The organism is Paenibacillus sp. FSL R5-0527 (assembly GCF_038008055.1).
GTDB classification, from domain to species: domain Bacteria; phylum Bacillota; class Bacilli; order Paenibacillales; family Paenibacillaceae; genus Fontibacillus; species Fontibacillus macerans.
The window spans coordinates 7000001-7024574 of the sequence record NZ_JBBOYI010000001.1 but is presented as its reverse complement, the minus strand read 5'-3'; the positions used below and the strand labels follow the sequence as shown (position 1 = coordinate 7024574).

Below are 24574 nucleotides of genomic sequence, written 5' to 3'. Positions count from 1 at the left end.
AGATAGTCAATATCAGGACTAGGTTAAGGAGGGATGCTCCTTGTTGGACGTCAACAACTTCGAGTTTATGAAAATTGGGCTTGCTTCCCCAGACAAAATTCGTTCTTGGTCCCGCGGAGAAGTGAAGAAACCGGAAACGATCAACTACCGCACGTTGAAACCGGAAAAGGAAGGGCTGTTCTGCGAGAAGATTTTCGGCCCGACCAAAGACTGGGAATGTCATTGCGGTAAATATAAGAGAGTTCGCTATAAAGGCGTAGTCTGCGACCGCTGCGGCGTCGAAGTGACGAGAGCAAAAGTGCGCCGCGAGCGGATGGGTCATATCGAGCTGGCCGCTCCGGTGTCCCACATTTGGTACTTCAAAGGGATTCCGAGCCGCATGGGCCTTGCGCTTGACATGTCGCCGCGTTCCCTGGAAGAGATCATTTATTTTGCATCTTATGTCGTGACCGATCCGGGTGAAACACCGCTGGAGAAAAAGCAACTTTTGTCCGAGAAAGAATACCGCAGCTATCGCGAGAAATACGGTTACGGTTTCCAAGCCGGCATGGGTGCGGAAGCGGTGAAGAAGCTGCTTCAGGATCTCGATATCGACAAAGAGCTCGAATTTTTGAAAGAAGAGCTGCGCACGGCTCAAGGCCAGCGCCGCAACCGGGCGATCAAACGGCTTGAAGTGATCGAAGCGTTCAAGAGCTCCGGCAACGAGCCGGAGTGGATGATCCTCGACGTGCTTCCGGTCATTCCGCCGGAACTCCGTCCGATGGTTCAGCTCGACGGCGGACGTTTCGCCACATCGGACCTGAACGATCTGTACCGCCGCGTCATCAACCGGAACAACCGTTTGAAACGGCTGCTTGATCTCGGCGCGCCCGATATCATTGTGCAAAACGAAAAACGGATGCTGCAGGAAGCGGTGGACGCCTTGATCGACAACGGCCGCCGCGGCCGACCGGTAACGGGCCCGGGCAACCGTCCGCTCAAATCCTTGAGCCATATGCTGAAAGGAAAACAAGGCCGTTTCCGGCAAAACCTGCTCGGGAAACGCGTCGACTACTCCGGACGTTCCGTTATCGTTGTAGGCCCGTATTTGAAGATGTATCAATGCGGCCTGCCGAAAGAAATGGCGCTGGAGCTGTTTAAGCCTTTCGTGATGAAAGAGCTGGTCAACAAAGGCCTGGCGCACAACATCAAGAGCGCGAAGCGCAAAGTCGAACGCGTAAGCCCCGAAGTTTGGGATGTGCTCGAAGAGGTCATTAAGGAACATCCGGTTCTGCTGAACCGTGCTCCTACGCTTCACCGTCTCGGGATTCAGGCGTTTGAACCGATTCTTGTCGAAGGCCGCGCCATCCGTCTTCATCCGCTCGTATGTACGGCTTACAACGCCGACTTCGACGGCGACCAGATGGCCGTGCACGTGCCGTTGTCGGCGGAAGCCCAAGCGGAAGCGCGCATTCTGATGCTGGCTTCCGGCAACATTTTGAACCCGAAAGACGGCAAGCCGGTCGTTACGCCTTCGCAGGACATGGTCCTGGGCTCCTACTATCTGACGATGGACAACAAGGACGCTCAAGGCGCCGGCATGATTTTGTCTTCGGTCAACGAAGCGGTATCCGCTTATCAACGGGGAACGGCTTCCCTGCATGCGCGGGTGGCTATCCCGGCGAAAGCTTTGGGCAAAACGAGCTTTACGGAAGCGCAGCAAAACGCTTTGCTGATCACTACGGTCGGTAAAATCATTTTCAATGAAATTTTCCCGGCCAGCTTCCCGTACATTAATGAACCGACCCGCGTGAACCTGTTCCAAGGAACGCCGGATAAATATTTTATCCATGAAAAAGGCGTGGACATCGTGGAGCGGATCATGAATGCGCCGCAAGCGGGCGGGGTCGGCAAAGAATACCTCGGGGAAATTATCGGACGCTGCTTCGAAATCTACCAAACGACGGAAACTTCCGTCATTCTGGACAGAATCAAGCAAACCGGCTTTACTTACTCCACACGTGCCGGCGTAAGTATTGCGGTGGCGGACGTTATCGTTCCGCAGGAAAAGCAGGACATCCTGCGCGAATCCGAGGAGAAAGTACGGGTTGTCACCAATCAATACCGCCGCGGTCTAATCACGAACGAAGAACGGTACGACCGCGTTATCGATATCTGGTCCAAGTGTAAGGATCAAATTACCGATATCCTGATGAAGTCGATGGACCGCTACAACTCCATCATGATGATGGTCGATTCCAAGGCACGGGGGAACAAATCGCAGATCACCCAGTTGGGCGGTATGCGGGGCCTCATGGCCAACCCGGCCGGCCGCATCATCGAACTTCCGATCAAATCGAACTTCCGCGAAGGCCTTACGGTCCTGGAATACTTCATTTCGACGCACGGCGCGCGGAAAGGTCTGGCCGATACCGCGCTGCGGACGGCGGACTCCGGTTATTTGACCCGCCGTCTCGTCGACGTGGCTCAGGACGTTATCGTGCGCGAGGAAGATTGCGGTACGGATAAAGGCTTTACCGTCGGCGTGATTCAGGACGGCAAAGAGGTTATCGAAAATCTGTACGACCGGATCGAAGGCCGTTACTCGTTCGAAACGGTACGGCATCCGGAAACCGGCGAGATCATCATTCACCGGAACGAGCTGATCGATTCCGACAAAGCGCATGAAATCGTGGACGCAGGAATCACGAAGCTGCAAATCCGTTCCGTGCTCAGCTGCCGTGCCCGTCATGGCGTCTGCAAGAAGTGCTACGGCCGCAACCTGGCCACCGGCAAACACGTCGAGATCGGCGAAGCTGTCGGCATTATCGCCGCTCAGTCGATCGGCGAACCGGGAACCCAGCTCACCATGCGTACGTTCCATACCGGGGGCGTTGCGGGCGACGACATTACCCAAGGTTTGCCGCGGATTCAGGAGCTGTTTGAAGCCCGGAATCCGAAAGGTCAAGCCACGATCAGTGAAATCGACGGCGTGATCAAGGAAATCCGCGAAGCGAAGGACCGCCGCGAAATCGAGGTACAAGGCGAAGCGGAAACGAAGGTCTACTCCGTCACCTACGGTTCCCGTCTGCGCGTAAGCGAGGGCGACCAAATCGAGGCCGGGGACGAACTGACCGACGGTTCCATCGACCCGAAAGAAATTTTGCGCATCAAAGGGATTCGCGGCGTACAGAACTACATTTTGCAGGAAGTTCAGCGCGTATACCGCAACCAGGGCGTAGAAATCAACGACAAGCACGTCGAGGTTATGATCCGCCAGATGCTGCGTAAAATCCGGATCGTCGATTCCGGCGATACGCCGCTTCTGCCGGGCTCTTTCGTCGATCTGCACGAGTATGAAGTGGCGAACAAGGAAGCCATCTTGTCCGGCCAAGAGCCCGCTGTGGCCAAACCGGTTCTGCTCGGGATTACGAAAGCGTCGCTCGAAACGGATTCCTTCCTGTCGGCCGCTTCCTTCCAGGAAACGACGCGCGTGCTTACCGACGCTGCCATCAAAGGCAAAGTCGATAAGCTGCTCGGCCTGAAGGAAAACGTCATTATCGGGAAGCTGATTCCGGCCGGCACCGGCATGAACCGTTACCGCAGCCTCCAGTTTGAGGAATCTGAGCTGGACGAGACGAGCGAGGAAAGCCTTGAGCCTGTTTCCGTTGAATAAGTGATTTGAAGCGCTGCGCCGATGCGGCCCCGGGTGATCTGATTACCTGCCGGGACGCATCGGCGTTTATTCTTTTGAAGCTGAGGAACGACAAATATATGCTTGACATCGCCTATACCGGAGTGCTACTATATCATAGTGCGTGAGTACGGATACCCAGTGCTTTGGAGGACGTTTAGGATGTCTAATGATAAAGGACTTCGGGACGCACCAGTGAAAATCGGCACCAAGCAAACCATGCGAATGGTAGAGCTAGGACGCGCCGTGGAAGTTTATGTGGCTGAAAATGCAGATCCACGTCTTACATCGAAAATCATCGCCTTATGCAATGAGCGCGGCGTCAAGGTCACTCTTGTGGACACGATGGCGGCTCTTGGCAAAGCCTGCGGGATTGAAGTGGGCGCGGCGATGGCGGCGATTGTAAAACCATAGCTGATCGAAATGTTTTTGCATTCGAGCGAAAGCTCGCCGGCAAAAACATTTCCTTTGCTCTTTTATGAACCGCCTGGGTCTGTGGGCTTAAGTAAACGGTTTGTAAAGCAATGTGAATTCTGAGGAAGGGGGTGGCAACAACATGCCAACAATTAACCAATTAGTACGCAAAGGACGCCAAGAGAAGGTGTACAAATCCAAATCGCCAGCGCTGCAAAGAGGGTTTAACGCTCTGAAACGCGAGGCTACCGATTTGAGCTCTCCGCAAAAACGCGGCGTCTGCACTCGTGTAGGTACGATGACTCCGAAAAAACCGAACTCCGCGCTTCGTAAATATGCCCGTGTTCGCTTGACGAACCGTGTAGAGGTGACGGCTTATATTCCGGGGATCGGACATAACCTGCAAGAACACAGCGTGGTGCTGATTCGCGGCGGCCGGGTCAAAGACCTCCCAGGTGTACGTTACCATATCGTACGCGGAGCTTTGGATACCGCTGGAGTTAACAACCGGATGCAAGCCCGTTCCAAATACGGCGCAAAACGTCCGAAAGCGAAAAAGTCTTAAGGCGCGACCTGTTTCGTGATCCGAAGATGACTTTTTGAACTACCGCTATTAGGTTTGAATTATTGCTGAAAGGGGGATAACTATATGCCACGCAAAGGTCCAGTTGCCAAAAGAGACGTGTTGCCGGATCCGGTGTATAACAGCAAGCTGGTTACCCGCTTGATCAACCGCATCATGATCGACGGTAAACGCGGTGTTGCTCAAAGCATTCTTTACAACGCGTTCAACATCATTCAAGAACGCACGGGGAACGACCCGATGGAAGTATTTGAAGCAGCGCTCAAGAACATCATGCCTGTATTGGAAGTTAAAGCTCGCCGTGTCGGTGGTGCGAACTACCAGGTTCCGATCGAAGTTAAGCCGGAAAGACGTACATCCCTGGGATTACGTTGGCTCGTAAACTACTCTCGCACCCGCGGTGAGAAAACGATGGAAGAGCGTTTGGCTGCCGAGATTATCGACGCATCCAACAACACAGGCGCTTCCGTGAAGAAACGCGAAGACACGCACAAAATGGCGGAAGCGAACAAAGCGTTCGCACACTACCGCTGGTAGGATTTCGCTCGTAATTCAAAACTTCTATTTTGAAGGGAGACAGATTCATGGCAAGAGAGTTCTCCTTGAAAAATACACGTAACATCGGGATCATGGCGCATATTGACGCCGGTAAGACAACCACGACGGAACGGATCTTGTTCTACACAGGCCGTACGCACAAAATCGGGGAAGTTCACGAGGGTGCTGCAACGATGGACTGGATGGAGCAGGAGCAGGAGCGCGGAATCACGATTACGTCCGCTGCGACCACCGCTCAATGGAAAGGTCACCGCGTAAATATCATTGATACCCCGGGACACGTCGACTTCACCGTTGAAGTCGAACGTTCCCTTCGTGTATTGGACGGGGCTGTAGGGGTATTCAGTGCAAAAGAAGGCGTTGAGCCTCAGTCCGAAACCGTCTGGAGACAGGCTGACCGTTACGGCGTTCCGCGGATCGCCTACGTCAACAAAATGGATATTATCGGTGCGGACTACCTGAACGTTGTAAATGATATGCGCGATCGTCTGCAAGCGAACGCAGTTGCTATTCAACTGCCGATCGGTGCGGAAAATGATTTTGTCGGGATCATCGACATCATCACGAAGAAAGCCTTCATCTATAAAGACGATTTGGGTCAAAACATCGAAGAGGCCGAGATCCCTGCGGATCTTGCCGATAAAGTAGAAGAACTCCGCGCGGAACTGGTCGAGAAAGTTGCCGAGCTGGATGAAGACTTGACGATGAAATACCTCGAAGGCGAGGAAATCACCGTTGAAGAACTGAAAGCCGCACTGCGCAAAGGCGTTTGCGAAGTGAAAATCTTCCCGGTCGTTTGCGGATCTTCCTATCGGAACAAAGGGATTCAGCTGATGCTGGATGCCGTCATCGATTACCTGCCTGCTCCGGTTGATGTACCGAACATTCAAGGTCACTTGGAAGACGGTACGGAAGTGGAACGCCATTCTTCCGACGAAGAACCGTTCGCGGCGCTGGCATTTAAAATCATGACCGACCCGTACGTGGGTAAGCTGACGTTCTTCCGCGTATACTCCGGTATTTTGCAATCCGGTTCTTACGTGCTGAACGCGACCAAAGGCAAACGCGAACGGATCGGCCGTATCCTGCAAATGCACGCAAACCACCGTCAAGAGATCAGCGAAGTATACGCTGGTGACATTGCGGCGGCCGTAGGTTTGAAAGATACGGGCACGGGTGATACACTGTGTGATGAGAAGAGCCCGGTTATTCTCGAGTCGATGAACTTCCCGGATCCGGTTATCGAGATCGCCGTTGAGCCTAAGACAAAAGCCGACCAAGATAAATTGGGCGTTGCTCTTGGCAAGCTGACGGAAGAAGACCCGACGCTTCGCGCTTATACGGATGAAGAAACCGGCCAAACGATCCTTAAAGGTATGGGTGAACTTCACCTCGATATCATTATCGACCGGATGCGCCGTGAATTCAAAGTTGAGACGAACGTGGGTAAACCGCAAGTTGCTTACCGCGAAACGTTCAGAACGCCAGCGCGCGTTGAAGGCAAATTCGTACGTCAGTCCGGCGGCCGCGGTCAATACGGTCACGTCTGGGTTGAATTCGAACCGCTGGAGCCAGGTACAGGCAACCAATTCGACAGCAAAATCGTCGGCGGCGCCGTACCGAGAGAATATGTCGGTCCTGCACAGCAAGGTATCGAAGAAGCGATGCAGAACGGTGTTCTTGCCGGCTTCCCGGTAGTGGACGTGAAGGCGACGATCGTCGACGGTTCCTACCACGATGTCGACTCCAGTGAAATGGCGTTTAAAATCGCCGGTTCCATGGCGCTCAAAGCGGCCAAGGACAAATGTAATCCGGTTCTGCTTGAGCCGATTATGAAAGTTGAAGTAACTGTTCCGGAAGAGTACATGGGTGATGTAATGGGTATGCTGAACTCCCGCCGTGGTCGGATCGAAGGTATGGATTCCCGTGGCGGCGCGCAAATTATCCGTGCCAAAGTGCCTCTTTCCGAAATGTTCGGTTACTCGACCACGCTTCGCTCCGGTACGCAAGGACGCGGCGTATTCTCGATGGAACTTTCCCATTACGAAGAAGTTCCTAGAAATATCGCCGAAGAAATTGTGTCCAAGAACAAGGGCGGAGAATAATTAGTTGTACTTGCTGATCGGAAGAATTCATCTTCCGGTCGGTCAAACATAACAATCCATATTTTAAGGAGGAACTGTTTAAAATGGCAAAGGCTAAATACGAACGTACAAAACCGCACGTTAATATCGGTACGATTGGTCACGTCGACCATGGTAAAACAACTCTGACTGCAGCCATCACGACTGTATTGTCCAAAAAATACGGCGGTGCTGCCGTAGCTTTCGACCAAATCGACAAAGCTCCGGAAGAACGCGAACGCGGTATCACAATCTCGACGGCTCACGTTGAGTATGAAACCGACAAACGCCACTATGCACACGTTGACTGCCCAGGGCACGCCGACTATGTTAAAAACATGATCACCGGCGCTGCTCAAATGGACGGCGCAATCCTGGTTGTATCCGCAGCTGACGGCCCAATGCCGCAAACTCGCGAACACATCCTGCTGTCCCGTAACGTAGGCGTTCCTTACATCGTTGTATTCCTGAACAAATGCGACATGGTTGAAGACGAAGAGTTGCTCGAACTGGTTGAAATGGAAGTTCGCGACCTGCTGAACGAATACGAGTTCCCTGGCGACGACACTCCGATCATCCGCGGTTCCGCTCGTGAAGCTCTGCAAAACCCTGATGGCGAATGGGCTGAAAAAATCGTCGAAATGTTCCAAGTTATCGACGAGTACATTCCGCTTCCGGAACGTCCTGTCGACAAACCGTTCCTGATGCCTGTCGAGGACGTATTCTCGATCACTGGCCGCGGTACGGTTGCTACGGGCCGTGTAGAACGCGGTACGGTTAAAGTCGGCGACGAAATTGAAATCGTGGGTATCCAAGAAGAAACGAAGAAATCCGTCGTTACCGGCGTTGAAATGTTCCGCAAATTGCTGGACTCCGCTCAAGCCGGCGACAACATCGGCGCATTGCTTCGCGGTGTTGACCGTAAAGAAATCGAACGCGGTCAAGTATTGGCTAAACCGGCTTCCGTTAATCCGCATACTGAGTTCACCGCTCAAGTATACGTATTGACGAAAGAAGAAGGTGGACGCCATAAACCTTTCTTCTCCGGCTACCGTCCGCAGTTCTACTTCCGTACAACGGACGTAACGGGCGTTATCAACCTGCCGGAAGGCACTGAAATGGTTATGCCTGGCGACAACATCGAAGTTACGGTACAACTGATCGCTCCGATCGCTATCGAAGAAGGAACTCGTTTCTCCATTCGCGAAGGCGGCCGTACGGTTGGATCCGGCGCTGTAGTATCCATCAGCAAATAATAAGGCGCTTTTAAGCGGCCTTATCCGAAAAGGGCTTCTTCCCGGTTTACCGGGGAGGGGCCCTTTTTTTGTGCCATCGCTTGTAAGTTAGCAGAAATTATCCGCCGGAATATCCAAGCATTGCGGAAATAATTTTCGAGCCGCTGAATATATATGGTTCAAAAGCTTGAAAGGATGTTGTCCATGACAAAAACGATGCTGAAAGCTCCGCTCCTCCTGCTGCTTACGGCATGGATCGCCGGTTTGCTCTCCGGGTGCGGCGGCGGACCCGAACCTAGTCAAGGGGCTGCGGCGAACACACCTCAGAAGGCTGGCGGTTCCGAAGGGGATCAAGCCAAGGAACCCGTCACGCTCCAGTTCTGGACCATCGCTTTGCAGCCCACGTTTAACGACTACTTTCATGAATTGATCTCACGTTATGAAAAAGAAAACCCCCACGTCACCATCGATTGGCAGGACTTCCCGTTCGACACCGTATCGCAAAAGCTGCTGACCAGCATCGCCAGCGGCAAAAGCCCGGACGTGGTAAACCTGAATACGGAATTTGCCAGCCAAATCGGCAGCAAAGGCGCGCTCGCCGATTTGGAAGAGTATCTTACTCCGGAGGAAAAAGCCGCTTATTTTGAAGGGATATTTGGTTCCACCGTTCTCGACGGTCACGCTTATGCTTTGCCTTGGTATACCGGGACCGAAGTGCTGTTCATGAACACGAAGCTGCTGAAGGAAGCCGGCTTGGACCCGAGCAAGCCGCCGCAAAGCCGTGAGGAGCTGGCCGACTGGGCGCGGCAAATCAAAGCGAAAACCGGCAAAAACGGCTACGCCATCCAGCTGATCTCCAAACTGTTTGCGATCGATGGCATTCCGTTCGTCAACGAAGACAAAACGGCCGCCGCCTTTAACACGCGGGAGGCGGAAGCGATGCTGCAAAATTTGCGGCAGTTGATGGAGGAAGGCGTGATCATCAAGGATGATGCGAAATTTGACAAGCAGATTCAGTATTATTCCGCCGAGCAGGTGGCATTTGAGTTGGCCGGTCCTACCTTTATCAACTTCCTGAAAACATCCGCCCCGGACGTGTACAAAAATACCGTAGCCGTCCCGCTGCCCACGGGCAAAGCCAACCTGCGGCTTTCCAACTCGATGAACGTCGTGGTGCCGAAGGCTTCCAAACATACGGAAGAAGCGGTCAAGTTCGCGGTTTTCGTAACGAATGCCGAAAATCAGACCTCTTTTGCCAAATTGGCCAATACTTTGCCCTCCACCAAAGCATCGATCAAAGATCCCTTTTTTACCGAATCGGACAACACACTAGAGGCGCAGGCCAAAATCGCTTCCGCGCAAAGCCTGGATAAAGCGACGGACTTTATGGTCGGCGTGCCCAGCGCGACGGACATCAATGCCGCATTAGGGCGGGGGCTGCAGGAAGTGCTCCTGAACGGCCAGGATATCAAGAAAACGCTGGATAGCGTAGAAAAGGAAGTCAACGAAATCTTAAAAAAGTAGCGCCTAACGGTATTGCGGGATAGGAGGTGAACACCTTGAAGAAATGGAGCCATTCGGAAACCTGGGCCGCCTGGGTGTTTATGACGCCCGGCCTGCTCCTGATCGGAATATTCGTGTTTTGGCCGATCCTCTACGGAATACCGCTGTCTTTTACCGATTATTCCGTCATTGCCGAAACGAAGTACGTGGGTCTGGACAATTATGCGGCCGCTTTTCAGGACCGGAATTTTCTGATCTCGCTGTGGAATTCGGTGAAATACGTGTTGATCGTTCCGTTCATCCAAATCGCCTCGATCCTGATGGCCGTGCTGGTGAACAGCCGCCTTCCCGGGGTGAAGGCTTTTCGGACGGCATACTATATTCCGGTCGTCACCTCGATGGTGGCCGTGGCGCTGATTTGGAGCTGGCTGCTCAGCAACAACGGGGTCGTCAATTACATCCTGATCCGGCTCGGCATCATCAACGAACAGATTTCCTGGTTGGCGGACAGCAGCACGGCCCTATACGTGCTTATGTTCATTACGATGTGGAAAGGCTTAGGGTATTACATGGTGTTGTACCTTGCCGGGCTGCAGGGGATTCCCGCGGAACTATACGAGGCGGCCAAAGTCGACGGAGCCGGCGTGTTCCGGGCCATCTACCGGATTACTTTGCCGCTGCTCCGGCCGCATATTCTGTTTTGCAGTTTGATTTCCCTGATGGCGGCGATCCGCGTGTTTGATGAGGTGTATATTCTGACCAAAGGCGGCCCCGGCACGGCGACCTTGACGTCGAGTGTTTATATTTTTCAAAAAGGGCTGGAACAGTTTAACTTCGGTTACGCTTCTGCGCTGGGGTTGATCGTCAGCATGATCATCGGGGTTCTCAGCGTCTTGATCTTCTATGTCAACCGGAAGGGAGGCGTCAATCCATATTGATGAGCAAACCGTCTACCCCGAAAAGGGCATTTCGGCCGGGAACGGTCATCCGGTACGCAATCATTTACGTCCTGCTGGCGGCGCTGGCGTTATTTATGATGGGACCGTTTCTTTGGCTGCTCAGCGTGTCGCTGATGCCCGGCAAAAACGTGTTTTCGGTGCCGCCGGCCATTTTCCCGAGCTTTATCGACTTTGCCAATTACGCGGGTGTGTGGAAATTCATGGACTTTCCCAAATATATGATGAATACGGTCGTTATTACCGCGCTGGGGATTGCCGCGAATGTCGTCTTGTCCAGTATGACCGCCTATCCGCTCGCCGCCTTCCGCTTCAAAGGGCGAAACCTGGTGTTCGGCTTGCTGATTTCGACGATGATCATTCCTTCCTCGACAGCGATGATTGTGCATTATTTGACGATTCAGGCTTTCCGTCTGGGGGACACCTATGTTGGCGTCGTGTTGCCCGCGGCGGTGTCGGTGTTCAACATTTTTCTGATGCGGCAGACCTTTATGTCCGTTCCGGCGGATATGCGGGATTCCGGGAAAATGGACGGCGCCTCCGAGTTCCGGATTTTTTGGCAGTTGATGCTGCCTTTGGTGAAGCCCGGCCTCGCGGTGATCGCTTTGCTGGAGATGATGGCGTTCTGGAACAACTTCCTGTGGCCGATCGTCATTTTGAACGATCCGTCCAAATATCCGCTGGCGGCAGCTTTAACCTATCTCAATGGACAGTTCGCCTACAATTTCGGCTGGATTGCCGCGGGTACCATGATTTCCGTGTTTCCGATCATCGCCGTTTTCTTGCTGACCCAACGTTATTTCATCGAAGGGATGTCGGGAGCGCTTAAAGGATAAAAGGATTCCTTGCCTTCAATTCATGGCTGGAGGAGATGTCTGAGCATGATCAAAATCGTTTATGTGCCTTTGGACGAACGTCCGTGCAATTTGTATTTTCCCCCGGCGCTGGCGGCTGGAACGGATTTCATGATGGTAACGCCTCCCGTGGAGCTCTTGGGAAGCAAAAAACGGCCGGCCGATACCGAGGGGTTATGGAATTGGCTGCTGCAGGAGGCGCGAGGGGCGGATGGTGCGATTTTGTCATTGGACACCTTGGTGTACGGGGGAATCGTGCCTTCCCGGCTGCACCGGCTGCCGTTCGAGGAATGCCAACACAGGCTCGGCCAATTAAGAAAATTGAAGGAGGTCGTTCCCGGGCTGCGGGTTTATGCGATGAATCTGATCATGCGCTGCCCGCAGTATTCCAGCAGCGACGAAGAACCTGACTATTACGGGGAATGGGGGCGGGAAATTTTCCGCCAGGGATACATTGGCCACCGGTTGCAGCTTGGCCTCGCCACGGAGGCCGAGATGTTGGAGAAAAAGCATATCGACGCGCAGCTGCCCGCCGGCGTGTTGAGCGATTATTTGCAGCGGCGGGCGGTTAACACCGAGCTTAACCGCTGCGCCGTGGAATTGGCGAAGGATGGCGTCATCGATTTCCTTGTCATTCCGCAGGATGATGCCGCCCCGTACGGATGGACCGCTTTGGATCAGCAGAAGGTTCGGGATACCGTCAAAGAGCTTGGCGTTTCCCTGAGGGTATACATGTATCCGGGCGCCGATGAGGCGGGCTGCACGCTGCTTGCCCGTATGATCAACCGGTTTAAGCAAGCCGTTCCCCTCGTATATCCGCGGTTTTCCAGCGTCCAAGGGCCGTTTGTGATTCCTTTGTACGAGGACCGCCTGCTGTTCGAGAGCGTAAAGTACCATGTGCTGGCGGCCGGCGGGTTGCTGTGCTCCAGCATGAGCGAAGCGGATATCGCCCTACTTATCAATGCTCCGGGGGAAACGATGATGGAAAGCGCGTCGCAGCATCATCCCAACGCGGGCTATAACGTGATGCGAAACACGGCCGAGTTGATCGAAACCGCGGATTATCTCATCGGCCGGTTCAATAAACCGTGCGTGATCGCGGACGTGGCTTTTGCCAACGGGGCGGATCTTGAACTGATCCGGTCGATGCGGGAGAAGAAGCTGCTGTTTCGAGCGGCGGGCTACGCGGGCTGGAACACCAGCTCCAATACGCTTGGCACCTGCATCGCCCAGGGCATGATTTACCGTCATTACGGGCCAAGCCGGGCTCATCTCGATTTCCTGTCCCTGCGCTATACCGAGGATGCCGGTTACTGCGCCTTTGTACGGCAGCACGTCAAAGAGCATAAGCTGCCCGGGCTCGGGATGGATTATTTTTCGGTCGACGGACCGCGCGGCGTGGCCGCCGGCGTTGTCCGGGAAGAGTTGGAGCGTTTCGTGGAACAGTATATTAATGATGAAACTTACCGCGTCAGCATCGATGATGTATTTTTGCCGTGGAGCCGGATGTTTGAAGTGGGGCTGAAAACGCATTTGATATCGTCATAGAGACCCCGGGGGCTATCTGTTAAATAGGAGAATGATCATGACGGATACGAATAAAAACGCGCGGTTTGCCAATATCAGAACCCCCATGGATTTGATCGCGGAAATCGGCAGCTATTACCCTTCGCTGACGAGATCGGAGCAGAAGGTCGCCAGGCGGGTGCTGGAGCATGCGGATGAGGTGCTGTATTCCTCGATTACCGAGTTTGCCGAAGCTTCGGGCGTCGGGGAAACGACGGTGATCCGCTTTTGCCGGAAAATCAAATTTAAAGGCTACCAGGAGTTCCGGCTGGCGCTGGCCCAGAGTCAAATGCTGCGCAAAATCGAGGAGAACAAACTCGAAGAGCGCGAGGCGCATTATATCGAGCGGGTGTGCGGCAACGTTGTGAAGGTGCTGCAGGCCAGCCTAAGTTTGCTTGACCGGAACACGCTGGAAGCCGCCGTCGAGTTGATCGACAAAGCCCGGCACATTCAGTTCATCGGCGTCGGCTCCTCCGGCATTACGGCACTGGATGCCAAAAACCGTTTATTGCGGCTGGGCAGACGTTCCGAAGCGGCCTTTGACAGCCATATGCAGGCGATGAGCGCCGTGCTGCTGGAGGAGGGGGACGTGGCCGTCGGCTTCAGCGTTTCCGGGAGCAGCAAAGACACGAACGACATCCTGGCCAAAGCCAAAAGCGGCGGAGCCAAGGTCATCGCCGTGACGAATTACGCCAAGTCGCCGATTACAAGCATCGCGGACCTCGTGCTGCTGACGGCAGGGAAGGAATCACCGCTTGAGGGAGGCTCCATGAGCGCGAAAATATCGCAGCTTTTTGTCATTGATCTGCTATGCGAAGGATTGTCCTTAAAGGATCTTGAGCGTGCGAAACATATGAAAGAGAAGACGGCCCGGGCCGTCATCGATAAAATCTACTGACAAACGGAGGGATGCAAGGCATGGAAAGAGAAAGAATAGCGGACGTTATCGTGCTTGGCGGTGGGCTTGGCGGCTGTATGGCCGCTTTGGCCGTCGCCAAGGCGGGTTATTCCGTCATCTTGACCGAAGAAACGGACTGGCTGGGCGGGCAGTTGACGAGCCAGGCGGTTCCGCCCGACGAGCACAAGTGGATCGAAAGCTTCGGCTGCACCGGAACGTACCGCGAATTCCGAAACCGGGTAAGGGAGTACTACCGGCAAAATTATCCGCTGACCGGAGAGGCGATGAACGATTCGCTGTTAAACCCGGGCAACGGCTGGGTCAGCCGGCTGTGCCATGAGCCGAAAGCGGCGCTGCGGGTGCTCTGCGATATGCTCGCGCCCTATGTGAACAGCGGCCGAATCACGGTAATGTATCGGGTGCGCGCTGTCCGGGCGGAGACGCGTGGAGACGCGGTGAAATCCGTTACCGTCAGAAGGCTGGACCGGGATGAGGAGTGGACGCTGCGGGGGACGTATTTCCTCGACGCTACCGAATGCGGGGATATTTTGCCCTTGGCCGGAGTCGAATACGTAACCGGAGCCGAATCCAGGACGGAGACCGGAGAGCCGCATGCACTGGAGGAAGCGAGGCCGTATGACGTTCAAGCTTTTACGCATGTGTTTGCGCTTGATTATGTTCCCGGCGGAGACTATACGATTTGCAAGCCGGCGTCCTATGAGTATTGGCGGCGGTACACGCAGCCTCACTCGAGTCTGCCGAAGCTGGGCTGGATTGTGGGGGATGGGGTGGACCCGGATAACGACCAGGAGTTTACGCTGTTCCCGGACGACAGCGGGCGGCCGTCCCTTTGGACGTACCGCCGTATCATCGACCCCGCCCTGTTCTGCGGCGCTCTTTATCAAAGCGACATCTCCTTGATCAACTGGGCGCAGAACGATTTCGATTTGGGCATGATCTACGAAGTGTCCGAGGAGGAACGCCGGCGGCATTTGGAAGGAGCGCGCGAGCTCAGCCTGTCCCTCCTCTATTGGCTGCAGACGGAGTCTCCGCGGCCGGACGGCGGGAAGGGATACCCGGGTCTGCGGCTCCGCGGGGATGTGCTCGGAACGGAAGACGGGCTGGCCAAGTACCCTTACATCCGGGAATCCCGGCGCATTAGGGCCCTCTACACGATTACGGAGCATGACGTCAGCAAGGAGCTGCGCGGGGAGCTTGGCATTAAGCGGTATGAGGACAGCGTAGGGGTAGGCAGCTACCCGCTTGATTTGCATGCCACGACCCAATCGCGCCGCGGCTTCTATATACCGAACTATCCGTTCGAGATTCCGATGGGAGCGCTGCTGCCGGTGCGGGTGCAAAATCTGCTGCCCGCCTGCAAAAACATCGGGACAACGCAAATTACGAACGGCTGCTACCGCCTGCACCCGATCGAATGGAATATCGGCGAGGCCGCCGGGCACATGGCCGCTTATGCTTTGAAGCATCATATCCGGCCCCGGGAGATTCGGGAGCGGGAGTACCATTTAAAGGCATTTCAGGCGTGGCTCGAATCGCAGGGAGTTCAGCTTCACTGGCCCTCCTCCATTAACGATGAAATCTAGCGCAACGATACGTGCCATCATTACCGAAACCACTTGTCCCTCCGGGGATTTGTGGTTTTATTTTTTAAGTGCATGTTCAAAAAGTCCGGTTTTCAGCACCGAGAAGGTTGGATGAAGCCAGGGGCTGAGTAGCGGAGCGTACGTTTTGGGTACGTGAGCAACGGATGGCCCGGCTGAATTCAAGATTCGATGCCGAGTAACTTCCTGATTCACTTCGTGATTAAAAGCGGACTTTTTGAACTACCTTAAAATAATTTCTTGCATTCCGCCTACCTTTTCTATATAATAGTGAATGTTGTTCTGTGACGTTGCGATGATGTGAGAGGTTACTGACACACCCGGCCCCTTTGCCATGGGAGGGCGTCAGAAAATTTTCACGGAGTATGTCCGATACTAAATTGGGCGATAGAAGGAGGGACTAAAATGGCAAAGCAAAAAATTCGTATTCGTTTGAAAGCTTACGACCACAGAATTCTTGATCAATCCGCAGAGAAAATCGTTGAAACGGCAAAACGTTCGGGTGCCGGCGTATCCGGGCCGATTCCGCTTCCTACGGAAAAACAAGTTATTACCATTCTCCGTGCGGTGCACAAGTACAAGGATTCCCGGGAACAATTCGAAATGCGGACGCACAAACGTCTGATCGACATTGTGAACCCGACTCCGCAAACCGTGGACGCCTTGATGCGCTTGGACCTGCCGTCCGGTGTAGATATCGAAATCAAATTGTAATACCCCACATTATCGTAAGGTAATCAGGAAAGGAAAAGAGGTGTCAACATGAAAGGTATCTTAGGAAAAAAACTCGGAATGACTCAAGTATTTACCGCTGAAGGGAATGTCATTCCTGTAACGGTAATCGAGGCGGGCTCCAATGTGGTTCTGCAAAAGAAAGACGTGGAGAACGACGGTTATGAAGCCATTCAGCTCGGCTACTCCGACAAGAAGGAAGCCAGAGCCAACAAACCGGAAGTTGGGCATGCGAAAAAAGCAGGTGCAACGCCTAAGCGCTACGTTCGCGAAATTCGCGGTGTTGATTTGGCGGGATACGAAGTTGGCCAGGAGGTCAAAGTCGATATTTTTGCCGAAGGCGAATTTGTTGACGTAACCGGCATTTCGAAAGGTAAAGGGTTCCAAGGCGTAATCAAACGCTGGGGACAAAGCCGCGGCCCGATGGCGCACGGTTCCCGTTACCATCGCAGACCGGGTTCCATGGGTTCGATCGCGGCCAACCGCGTATTCAAAGGCAAAAACCTGCCTGGACATATGGGACATGAAACCGTGACGATTCAAAACCTTGAAGTTATCCGCGTTGATGCGGAACGCAACGTTCTGCTGGTTAAAGGCTCCATTCCGGGCCCGAAAAACAGCTTCGTCAAAATCAAGCAAACCATTAAGAAATAATAGCCCTCAAGAAAGGAGGAACATCAAATGCCAAAAGTAGCACTTTTCAATATTAGCGGTAGCCAAGTGGGCGAAGTGGAATTGAATGACGCGGTATTCGGGATCGAGCCGAACACGCACGTTCTTCATGAAGCTGTTGTCATGCAGCGCGCTTCCCTGCGTTTCGGCACCCACAAAGTCAAAGGACGCTCCGAAGTTCGCGGCGGCGGCCGTAAACCTTGGAAACAAAAAGGTACGGGCCGTGCGCGCCAAGGTTCCATCCGCGCCCCTCAATGGGTAGGCGGCGGTACCGTGTTTGGTCCGACTCCACGCAGCTATGCTTACAAGCTGCCGAAGAAGGTTCGCCGTTTGGCGATCAAATCGGCCTTGTCTTCGAAAGTGATCGATCAAGACATCATCGTGCTTGACGCGCTGAGCTTGAACGCTCCGAAGACAAAAGAGTTCGCGGCGATTTTGAACAACCTGAAAGTGGATCGCAAAGCTTTGGTTGTAGCTCCGAGCTACGACGACAATGTGGCGCTTTCCGCACGCAACATCCCAGGCGTTAAATTCGTGGCGGCAGACGGCATTAATGTTCTCGACGTGCTGACGCACGACAAACTGATCATTACGAAAGAAGCAGTTCAGAAGGTAGAGGAGGTGCTCGCGTAATGAAAGATCCTCGCGATATTATCAAACGCCCGGTGATTACGGAACGTTCGACCGAATATATGAATGACCTGAAATACGTTTTCGAGGTTGATATTCGCGCCAACAAAACCGAAATCAAGCAAGCCGTAGAGTCGATCTTCGGTGTGAAAGTCAAGAACGTAAACACCTTGCGCGTACCAGGGAAGCTGAAACGTTACGGACGCTACTCCGGATACACTCCTGAATGGAAAAAAGCGTTTGTTACATTGACTGCTGACAGCAAGCCGCTCCAATTTTTTGAATCGGTATAAAATCGTTTAAAGTAAGGAGGGAAATCTCGTGCCTATCAAAAAGTACAAACCGACATCCCCGGCAAGACGCGCGATGAGCGTGTCGACGTTCGAAGAAATCACGACGGATCAGCCGGAGAAATCTTTGCTTGCGCCGCTGAGCAAAACGGCCGGCCGCAACAACCAAGGTAAAATTACCGTTCGTCACCATGGCGGCGGACATAAGCGCAAATACCGCATCATCGACTTCAAGCGGAACAAAGATGGAATTCCAGGCCGCGTTGCTACGATCGAATACGATCCGAACCGCACCTCGAATATCGCTTTGATTCACTACGCCGATGGCGAAAAACGTTATATCATCGCTCCTAAGGGCCTGAAAGTAGGCGACGTGATCGAATCCGGCGCAGGTTCCGACATTAAAATCGGGAACGCGCTGCCGCTCGAGAACATCCCGGTGGGTACCGTAATCCACAACATTGAGTTGAAGCCCGGCAAAGGCGGACAATTGGTTCGCGCCGCCGGTACGGAAGCCCAATTGCTCGGTAAAGAGGAGAAATACGTAACGATCCGCCTTTCTTCCGGCGAAGTTCGTAAGGTCTTGAAAGTTTGCCGCGCGACGATCGGTTCCGTAGGCAACGGCGACCACGAGCTCGTGAAAATCGGTAAAGCGGGACGCAACCGCTGGCTCGGCAAACGTCCGGAAGTCCGCGGTGTCGTCATGAACCCGAACGATCACCCTCACGGTGGTGGTGAAGGCCGCGCTCCGATCGGCCGTAAATCTCCGTTGTCGCCTTGGGGCAAACCGACCCTGGGTTACAAAACGCGTAAAAAAGGCAAAGCTTCTGATAAATATATCGTTCGCCGCCGTACGAAGTAATCCGCATCACGCGGATCACTTCGCGGCTTGTGGATAAAACGGCGAATTCTGCAGTCAGACGAAGGGAGGATAAATGAATGGGTCGCAGTCTGAAAAAGGGGCCTTTTGTTGATGGTTACCTGTTGAAGAAAGTGGAGGAAATGAACGCGTCGAGCAAAAAAGTCGTGATCAAAACCTGGTCCCGCCGCTCCACGATCTTCCCGCAATTCATTGGTCATACGTTTGGTGTATACGACGGACGCAAACACGTTCCGGTATACGTAACCGAGGATATGGTCGGACACAAACTGGGCGAATTTGCCCCAACCCGTACCTACAAAGGTCATACGGATGACGATAAGAAAACGAGACGTTAATTCCAATAAGTTCTTCGCTTGAGAGGAGGTCATTACACATGGAAGCTAAAGCACATGCAAGATCTATCCGCATTGCTCCGCGCAAGGCTCAGCTCGTAGTCGATCTGATCCGCGGCAAGCAAGTCGGCGATGCGATCGCGATTCTGCGCCATACGCCAAAGGCGGCTTCCCCGATCGTGGAGAAGCTTTTGAATTCGGCGATTGCCAACGCTGAACATAACTATTCTATGGACGTTAATAAATTGGTGATTACGCAAGCGTACGTCAACCAAGGCCCGACGATGAAACGTTTCCGTCCGCGGGCAATGGGTCGCGCTAGCCGGATCAACAAACGCACCAGCCACATTACATTGGTGGTATCCGAAAAATAAGGAGGGAAAACGTGTGGGCCAAAAGGTAAATCCGGTCGGACTACGAGTAGGGATTATCCGTGATTGGGAATCCAAATGGTACGCCGGCAAAGATTTTGGTGATCTTTTGCTGGAAGACGTTAAAATTCGTGAACACCTGAAAAACAAACTGAAAGACTCCGCGGTATCTCGGATTGAAATCGAGAGAGCGGCAAATCGTGTGAACGTAACGATCCACACAGCCAAACCGGGTATGGTTATCGGTAAAGGCGGTTCGGAAGTGGAAATCCTGCGCGGGGAAATTACGAAAATCGCAGGCGGCAAAAAGGTTCACATCAACATTTCGGAAATCAAACACCCTGATCTTGACGCGATTCTGGTCGCAGAAAGCATCGCACAACAACTGGAACGCCGCGTTTCTTTCCGTCGTGCGCTGAAACAAGCGATTCAAAGAACGATGCGTTCGGGAGCGAAAGGGATCAAAACGGCAGTCAGCGGCCGTCTCGGCGGTGCTGAAATTGCCCGTACGGAAGGCTACAGTGAAGGAACTGTTCCACTTCATACGCTCCGCGCCGACATCGATTACGGTACGGCAGAAGCGCATACGACTTACGGCCGCATCGGCGTAAAAGTATGGATCTATCGTGGAGAGGTTCTTCCTACGGCTAAGAAACAACAAGCTGCTCAGGAAGGAGGCAACTAATCATGTTGGTACCAAAGCGCGTAAAACACCGCAAGCAGCAACGCGGTAATATGAGAGGCCAAGCTAAAGGCGGCACCGAACTGAACTTCGGCGAATTCGGCCTGCAGGCTCTTGAGCCGACTTGGATCACCAACCGCCAAATTGAAGCGGCGCGTATTGCAATGACGCGTTACATCAAACGGGGCGGTAAAGTATGGATCAAAATTTTCCCTGACAAGCCGATTACTCAAAAGCCTCTTGAAGTCCGGATGGGTAGCGGTAAAGGTAACGTAGAAAAATGGGTCGCAGTTGTGAAACCTGGCAAGATTCTGTTTGAGCTTGCCGGTGTATCGGAGGAAATCGCACGCGAAGCTATGCGTCTTGCCGCCCACAAACTGCCGATCAAAACGAAGTTTGTGAAACGTGAAGAATTGGGTGGTGAAGCAAATGAAAGCTAATGAACTTCGCAACTTAACCACTGCAGAAATCGAACAAAAAATCGCCGGGTTTAAAGAAGAACTCTTTAACCTCCGTTTTCAGTTGGCTACCGGCCAACTCGATAACCCGACTCGGATCCGTGACGTGCGCAAGGAAATAGCTCGTGCTAAAACCGTATTACGTGAAAGAGAACTCGGGATCATCAGTTAAGAAGCGTCTAAGCGTTAAGCGAAATGCCAAGTCCAGGAAGGAGGCTAACCATGAGCGAACGTAACAGCCGTAAAGTGCAAATTGGTAAAGTCGTCAGCGACAAGATGGACAAAACGATCGTTGTTGCTGTAGAAACGTACAAGAAGCATGATCTGTACCACAAGCGCATTAAATACACGAAAAAATTTAAAGCGCATGATGAGAACAATACCGCGAAAATCGGAGATACCGTAAAAATCGCCGAAACTCGCCCGCTGTCCAAAGACAAACGCTGGAGACTCGTTGAAGTCGTAGAAGAAGCGGTTATTATCTGATAGCGAAGGCTACAGGCTGAAAGGAGGAAATATCGATGATTCAACCATTTACACGTTTGCAGGTTGCCGACAACTCCGGCGCGAAGGAATTGATGTGTATTCGCGTTCTGGGCGGTACCGGTCGTCGTACAGCACAAATCGGGGATCTGATCGTTTGTTCCGTCAAACAAGCAACACCAGGCGGCGTTGTCAAAAAAGGAGACGTAGTCAGAGCGGTTGTCGTTCGTACGAAACGTGCGGTTCGCCGTAAAGACGGTTCCTACATCGCATTCGACGAAAACGCGGCGGTTGTTGTCAAAGAAGACAAAAGCCCGCGCGGAACGCGTATCTTCGGTCCGGTTGCCCGTGAACTTCGCGACAAGGACTTCATGAAGATCGTTTCCTTGGCTCCGGAAGTTATCTAAATAACCCCTACCCCGATTTAACAGGAGGTGTAAACCAAGTGCCTAGACTGAAAAAGATCCTTGAATCTCATAACAATAAGCTTCACGTTAAGAAAGACGACACGGTCATCGTGATCTCCGGTAAAGACAAAGGGAAGAAAGGCCGCGTCATCGCCGCTTATCCTCGTGAGAACCGCGTGCTTGTGGAAGGTGTGAACATGATCAAGAAACACCAAAAGCCTAACCAGCTGAATCCGCAAGGCGGCATCATCGAGAAAGAAGCTCCGATTCACGTTTCGAACGTTATGCATGTTGATCCGAAGAGCGGAAAAGTAACCCGTATCGGTTACAAAGTATTGGACAACGGCAAAAAAGTTCGCGTAGCCAAGAGATCCGGAGAAGTAATCGACTAATCCAGGAATGTAAGAAAGGAGGTCCATGATTCATGGCAGCAAGATTGAAAGAACGCTTTTTGAACGAAGTGACGCCTGCTTTGGTTCAAAAATTCAACTATACAACCGTAATGCAAGTGCCTAAAATCGAGAAAGTCGTTATCAATATGGGTGTCGGCGAAGCCGTGGCCAACTCCAAGGTGCTTGATTCCGCAGTGAACGATATGCAGCTGATCGCTGGCCAAAAGCCGGTTATCACGCGTGCGAAGAAATCGATCGCCGGTTTCAAACTTCGTGAGAACATGCCGATCGGCGTGAAAGTAACGCTTCGCGGCGACCGCATGTATTACTTCCTCGACAAACTGTTTAACATTGCGCTTCCTCGCGTGCGCGACTTCCACGGCGTATCGACGAAAGCTTTCGACGGACGCGGCAACTATACGCTTGGCCTCAAGGAACAATTGATCTTCCCTGAGATCGTATACGACCAAGTCGACAAAGTTCGCGGTATGGATATCGTTATCGTGACGACGGCAAAAACCGACGAAGAAGCCCGTGAGCTGTTGACGCAGCTGGGCATGCCTTTTGCAAAGTAACCAAGTCGTTATTCTCCGAAACTATCTGGGAGGTGTCAGGCTAAAGTGGCAAAAACTTCAATGAAAGTTAAACAACAACGTGCACCGAAATTCAAAGTGCGGGCGTACACCCGCTGTGAACGTTGCGGTCGTCCACACTCGGTATTGCAAAAATTCAAAATTTGCAGAATTTGTTTCCGTGAATTAGCTTATAAAGGCCAGATTCCTGGCGTGAAAAAAGCAAGCTGGTAATTTATCAACAACGGGAAGGAGGTTTACACGTATGACTATGTCAGATCCAATTGCAGATATGCTTACACGTATTCGCAACGCGAACACAGTGCGTCACGAAACGGTAGAACTGCCTGCTTCGACGATCAAGAAACAAATCGCTGAAATCCTGAAGCGTGAAGGTTTCATCCGCGATGCAGAATATATCGATGATAACAAGCAAGGGATCATCCGTATTTTCCTGAAATACGGCCCTAACAACGAACGCGTTATCTCCGGTTTGAAGAGAATCAGTAAGCCAGGCCTTCGCGTGTACACGAAAAGCAACGAAATCCCTCGTGTCCTCGGCGGTTTGGGTATCGCGATTATCTCCACATCCAAAGGAGTTATGACCGATAAGGAAGCTCGTCAGTCCAAAGCCGGCGGCGAAGTTGTTTGCTACGTTTGGTAATTAACGTCTTATCACAAGGAGGTGCAAATACATGTCTCGTATTGGTCGCAAACCAATTACAGTACCAAGTGGCGTGAACGTCACACTCGACAACACCGTGATTACGGTAAAAGGACCGAAAGGTACTTTGTCTCGTGAGCTGCATAAGGACATCAAGGTAACGGTTCAAGACAACGTGATTACCATTGAGCGTCCTTCTGATAATAAATTACATCGTTCTCTGCATGGCACGACCCGTTCGGTAGTGAACAACATGGTCAGCGGGGTAACGGAAGGCTTCTCGAAGTCGCTTGAACTGGTCGGCGTCGGATACCGCGCAAGCTTGTCCGGCAAAAAGCTCGTTCTGAACGTAGGTTACTCTCACCCGGTTGAAATTACTCCGGAAGAGGGCATCGAATTTGAAGTACCTTCGAATACAAAGATCATCGTTAAAGGGATCAATAAGGAGCGCGTAGGCGAATATGCCGCTAAAATCCGCTCCGTTCGCGAGCCTGAGCCTTACAAAGGCAAAGGGATCAAGTATGAAGGTGAACGCATCATTCGTAAGGAAGGTAAAGCCGGTAAGAAGAAATAAGTTTCTGCTTAGCGGCCCTGTCCTTCTGGCGTCTTGAAGGTAAACCGAAGGGAGTGAAAGGAAAGTCATGATTACAAAAGGCGATAAGAACAAAGCTCGTCTGAAAAGACATCTGCGCGTGCGGACGAAAGTTCAAGGTACGGCTGAACGTCCAAGACTGAACGTATACCGTTCCTCCAAACATATCTATGCCCAACTGATCGACGATGTGGCAGGCGTAACGCTGGCTAGCGCTTCGACCGTGGACAAAGAGCTGAACGGATCGATCGGCAACGGCGGCAACGTGGAATCCGCCCGTAAAGTCGGCGAACTGATCGCGAAACGCGCTGTAGGCAAAGGCTACAAGAGCGTTGTGTTTGACCGTGGGGGTTACCTGTATCATGGACGGATTCAGGCTTTGGCTGACGCAGCCCGCGAAGCAGGTCTGGAATTCTAAAATATTCACTA

General features: G+C 52.7%; 30 protein-coding genes. All 30 read left to right on the top strand.

Annotated features, from left to right (window positions below; genetic code table 11):
• Positions 1-40 precede the first annotated feature (40 nt).
• The 30 genes from rpoC to rplR all read left to right on the top strand — a co-directional run bounded on the left by rpoC (position 41) and on the right by rplR (position 24563).
• Positions 41-3655, top strand: coding sequence for a DNA-directed RNA polymerase subunit beta' (gene rpoC, locus NYE69_RS31825; protein ID WP_328270477.1), 3615 nt, complete (start codon positions 41-43; stop codon positions 3653-3655).
• A 180-nt stretch (positions 3656-3835) separates the two neighbouring features.
• A complete protein-coding gene (locus NYE69_RS31820) occupies positions 3836-4087 on the top strand; it encodes a ribosomal L7Ae/L30e/S12e/Gadd45 family protein (protein WP_036619496.1) in 252 nt (83 codons plus the stop codon).
• A gap of 142 nt (positions 4088-4229) precedes the next feature.
• Complete coding sequence (rpsL, locus tag NYE69_RS31815) at positions 4230-4652, top strand: 30S ribosomal protein S12 (RefSeq protein ID WP_036619497.1); 423 nt, start codon at positions 4230-4232, stop codon at positions 4650-4652.
• An 84-nt stretch (positions 4653-4736) separates the two neighbouring features.
• Positions 4737-5207: a 30S ribosomal protein S7 gene (gene rpsG, locus NYE69_RS31810; RefSeq protein ID WP_036619498.1), complete on the top strand. Its 471-nt coding sequence runs from the start codon at positions 4737-4739 to the stop codon at positions 5205-5207.
• Between the two features lie 47 nt (positions 5208-5254).
• Positions 5255-7333 (top strand): elongation factor G, encoded by a 2079-nt coding sequence (gene fusA, locus NYE69_RS31805; protein WP_328270478.1) that lies wholly within the window; start codon positions 5255-5257, stop codon positions 7331-7333.
• 83 nt (positions 7334-7416) lie between these two features.
• The gene (tuf, locus tag NYE69_RS31800) at positions 7417-8607 is read left to right on the top strand and encodes an elongation factor Tu (protein ID WP_328270479.1); all 1191 of its coding nucleotides are present in this window, start codon (positions 7417-7419) and stop codon (positions 8605-8607) included.
• A 183-nt stretch (positions 8608-8790) separates the two neighbouring features.
• A complete protein-coding gene (locus tag NYE69_RS31795) occupies positions 8791-10110 on the top strand; it encodes an ABC transporter substrate-binding protein (protein WP_340930033.1) in 1320 nt (439 codons plus the stop codon).
• A 35-nt stretch (positions 10111-10145) separates the two neighbouring features.
• Positions 10146-11027 carry a carbohydrate ABC transporter permease gene (locus NYE69_RS31790; protein ID WP_340930031.1) on the top strand — a complete coding sequence of 294 codons (882 nt, stop codon included), beginning with the start codon at positions 10146-10148 and terminating at the stop codon, positions 11025-11027.
• The gene (locus tag NYE69_RS31785) at positions 11027-11881 is read left to right on the top strand and encodes a carbohydrate ABC transporter permease (protein ID WP_340930592.1); all 855 of its coding nucleotides are present in this window, start codon (positions 11027-11029) and stop codon (positions 11879-11881) included. The genes NYE69_RS31790 and NYE69_RS31785 overlap by 1 nt, the downstream gene beginning before the upstream one ends.
• Positions 11882-11926: 45 nt before the next feature.
• Positions 11927-13447, top strand: coding sequence for a DUF4127 family protein (locus NYE69_RS31780; protein ID WP_340930029.1), 1521 nt, complete (start codon positions 11927-11929; stop codon positions 13445-13447).
• Between the two features lie 85 nt (positions 13448-13532).
• Entirely contained in the window at positions 13533-14363 is an 831-nt protein-coding gene (locus tag NYE69_RS31775; RefSeq protein ID WP_036627487.1) for a MurR/RpiR family transcriptional regulator, read from the top strand.
• 20 nt (positions 14364-14383) lie between these two features.
• A complete protein-coding gene (locus NYE69_RS31770; RefSeq protein ID WP_340930026.1) occupies positions 14384-15967 on the top strand; it encodes an FAD-dependent oxidoreductase in 1584 nt (527 codons plus the stop codon).
• Between the two features lie 423 nt (positions 15968-16390).
• A complete protein-coding gene (rpsJ, locus tag NYE69_RS31765; RefSeq protein ID WP_006676490.1) occupies positions 16391-16699 on the top strand; it encodes a 30S ribosomal protein S10 in 309 nt (102 codons plus the stop codon).
• Positions 16700-16747: 48 nt separating this feature from the next.
• Positions 16748-17371, top strand: coding sequence for a 50S ribosomal protein L3 (rplC, locus tag NYE69_RS31760; RefSeq protein WP_036619511.1), 624 nt, complete (start codon positions 16748-16750; stop codon positions 17369-17371).
• A 27-nt stretch (positions 17372-17398) separates the two neighbouring features.
• The gene (rplD, locus tag NYE69_RS31755) at positions 17399-18022 is read left to right on the top strand and encodes a 50S ribosomal protein L4 (protein ID WP_036619512.1); all 624 of its coding nucleotides are present in this window, start codon (positions 17399-17401) and stop codon (positions 18020-18022) included.
• Complete coding sequence (rplW, locus tag NYE69_RS31750) at positions 18022-18312, top strand: 50S ribosomal protein L23 (protein WP_036619513.1); 291 nt, start codon at positions 18022-18024, stop codon at positions 18310-18312. Before rplD ends, rplW begins: the two co-directional genes overlap by 1 nt.
• Before the next feature lie 28 nt (positions 18313-18340).
• Positions 18341-19171 carry a 50S ribosomal protein L2 gene (gene rplB / locus NYE69_RS31745; protein ID WP_340930022.1) on the top strand — a complete coding sequence of 277 codons (831 nt, stop codon included), beginning with the start codon at positions 18341-18343 and terminating at the stop codon, positions 19169-19171.
• Positions 19172-19248: 77 nt separating this feature from the next.
• Entirely contained in the window at positions 19249-19527 is a 279-nt protein-coding gene (gene rpsS / locus NYE69_RS31740; RefSeq protein ID WP_036619516.1) for a 30S ribosomal protein S19, read from the top strand.
• A 38-nt stretch (positions 19528-19565) separates the two neighbouring features.
• A complete protein-coding gene (gene rplV, locus NYE69_RS31735) occupies positions 19566-19898 on the top strand; it encodes a 50S ribosomal protein L22 (protein ID WP_009226643.1) in 333 nt (110 codons plus the stop codon).
• Positions 19899-19911: 13 nt separating this feature from the next.
• On the top strand, positions 19912-20580 hold the full coding sequence (rpsC, locus tag NYE69_RS31730; RefSeq protein WP_036619517.1) for a 30S ribosomal protein S3: 669 nt from the start codon (positions 19912-19914) through the stop codon (positions 20578-20580).
• A gap of 2 nt (positions 20581-20582) precedes the next feature.
• On the top strand, positions 20583-21017 hold the full coding sequence (gene rplP / locus NYE69_RS31725; protein ID WP_036619518.1) for a 50S ribosomal protein L16: 435 nt from the start codon (positions 20583-20585) through the stop codon (positions 21015-21017).
• Positions 21007-21207, top strand: a complete 201-nt coding sequence (rpmC, locus tag NYE69_RS31720) for a 50S ribosomal protein L29 (RefSeq protein ID WP_018759704.1) — start codon at positions 21007-21009, stop codon at positions 21205-21207. The genes rplP and rpmC overlap by 11 nt, the downstream gene beginning before the upstream one ends.
• Positions 21208-21257: 50 nt before the next feature.
• Positions 21258-21521: a 30S ribosomal protein S17 gene (rpsQ, locus tag NYE69_RS31715; RefSeq protein WP_036619522.1), complete on the top strand. Its 264-nt coding sequence runs from the start codon at positions 21258-21260 to the stop codon at positions 21519-21521.
• A gap of 35 nt (positions 21522-21556) precedes the next feature.
• Complete coding sequence (gene rplN / locus NYE69_RS31710) at positions 21557-21925, top strand: 50S ribosomal protein L14 (RefSeq protein WP_036619525.1); 369 nt, start codon at positions 21557-21559, stop codon at positions 21923-21925.
• 38 nt (positions 21926-21963) lie between these two features.
• Complete coding sequence (rplX, locus tag NYE69_RS31705; protein ID WP_082207655.1) at positions 21964-22317, top strand: 50S ribosomal protein L24; 354 nt, start codon at positions 21964-21966, stop codon at positions 22315-22317.
• A 32-nt stretch (positions 22318-22349) separates the two neighbouring features.
• Entirely contained in the window at positions 22350-22892 is a 543-nt protein-coding gene (rplE, locus tag NYE69_RS31700; RefSeq protein WP_036619531.1) for a 50S ribosomal protein L5, read from the top strand.
• A 45-nt stretch (positions 22893-22937) separates the two neighbouring features.
• The gene (locus NYE69_RS31695; RefSeq protein WP_010348808.1) at positions 22938-23123 is read left to right on the top strand and encodes a type Z 30S ribosomal protein S14; all 186 of its coding nucleotides are present in this window, start codon (positions 22938-22940) and stop codon (positions 23121-23123) included.
• 31 nt (positions 23124-23154) lie between these two features.
• Positions 23155-23553, top strand: a complete 399-nt coding sequence (rpsH, locus tag NYE69_RS31690; protein WP_036619532.1) for a 30S ribosomal protein S8 — start codon at positions 23155-23157, stop codon at positions 23551-23553.
• 31 nt (positions 23554-23584) lie between these two features.
• A complete protein-coding gene (gene rplF / locus NYE69_RS31685) occupies positions 23585-24127 on the top strand; it encodes a 50S ribosomal protein L6 (protein ID WP_036619533.1) in 543 nt (180 codons plus the stop codon).
• Positions 24128-24194: 67 nt separating this feature from the next.
• A complete protein-coding gene (gene rplR / locus NYE69_RS31680; protein ID WP_036619534.1) occupies positions 24195-24563 on the top strand; it encodes a 50S ribosomal protein L18 in 369 nt (122 codons plus the stop codon).
• Positions 24564-24574: the final 11 nt, after the last annotated feature.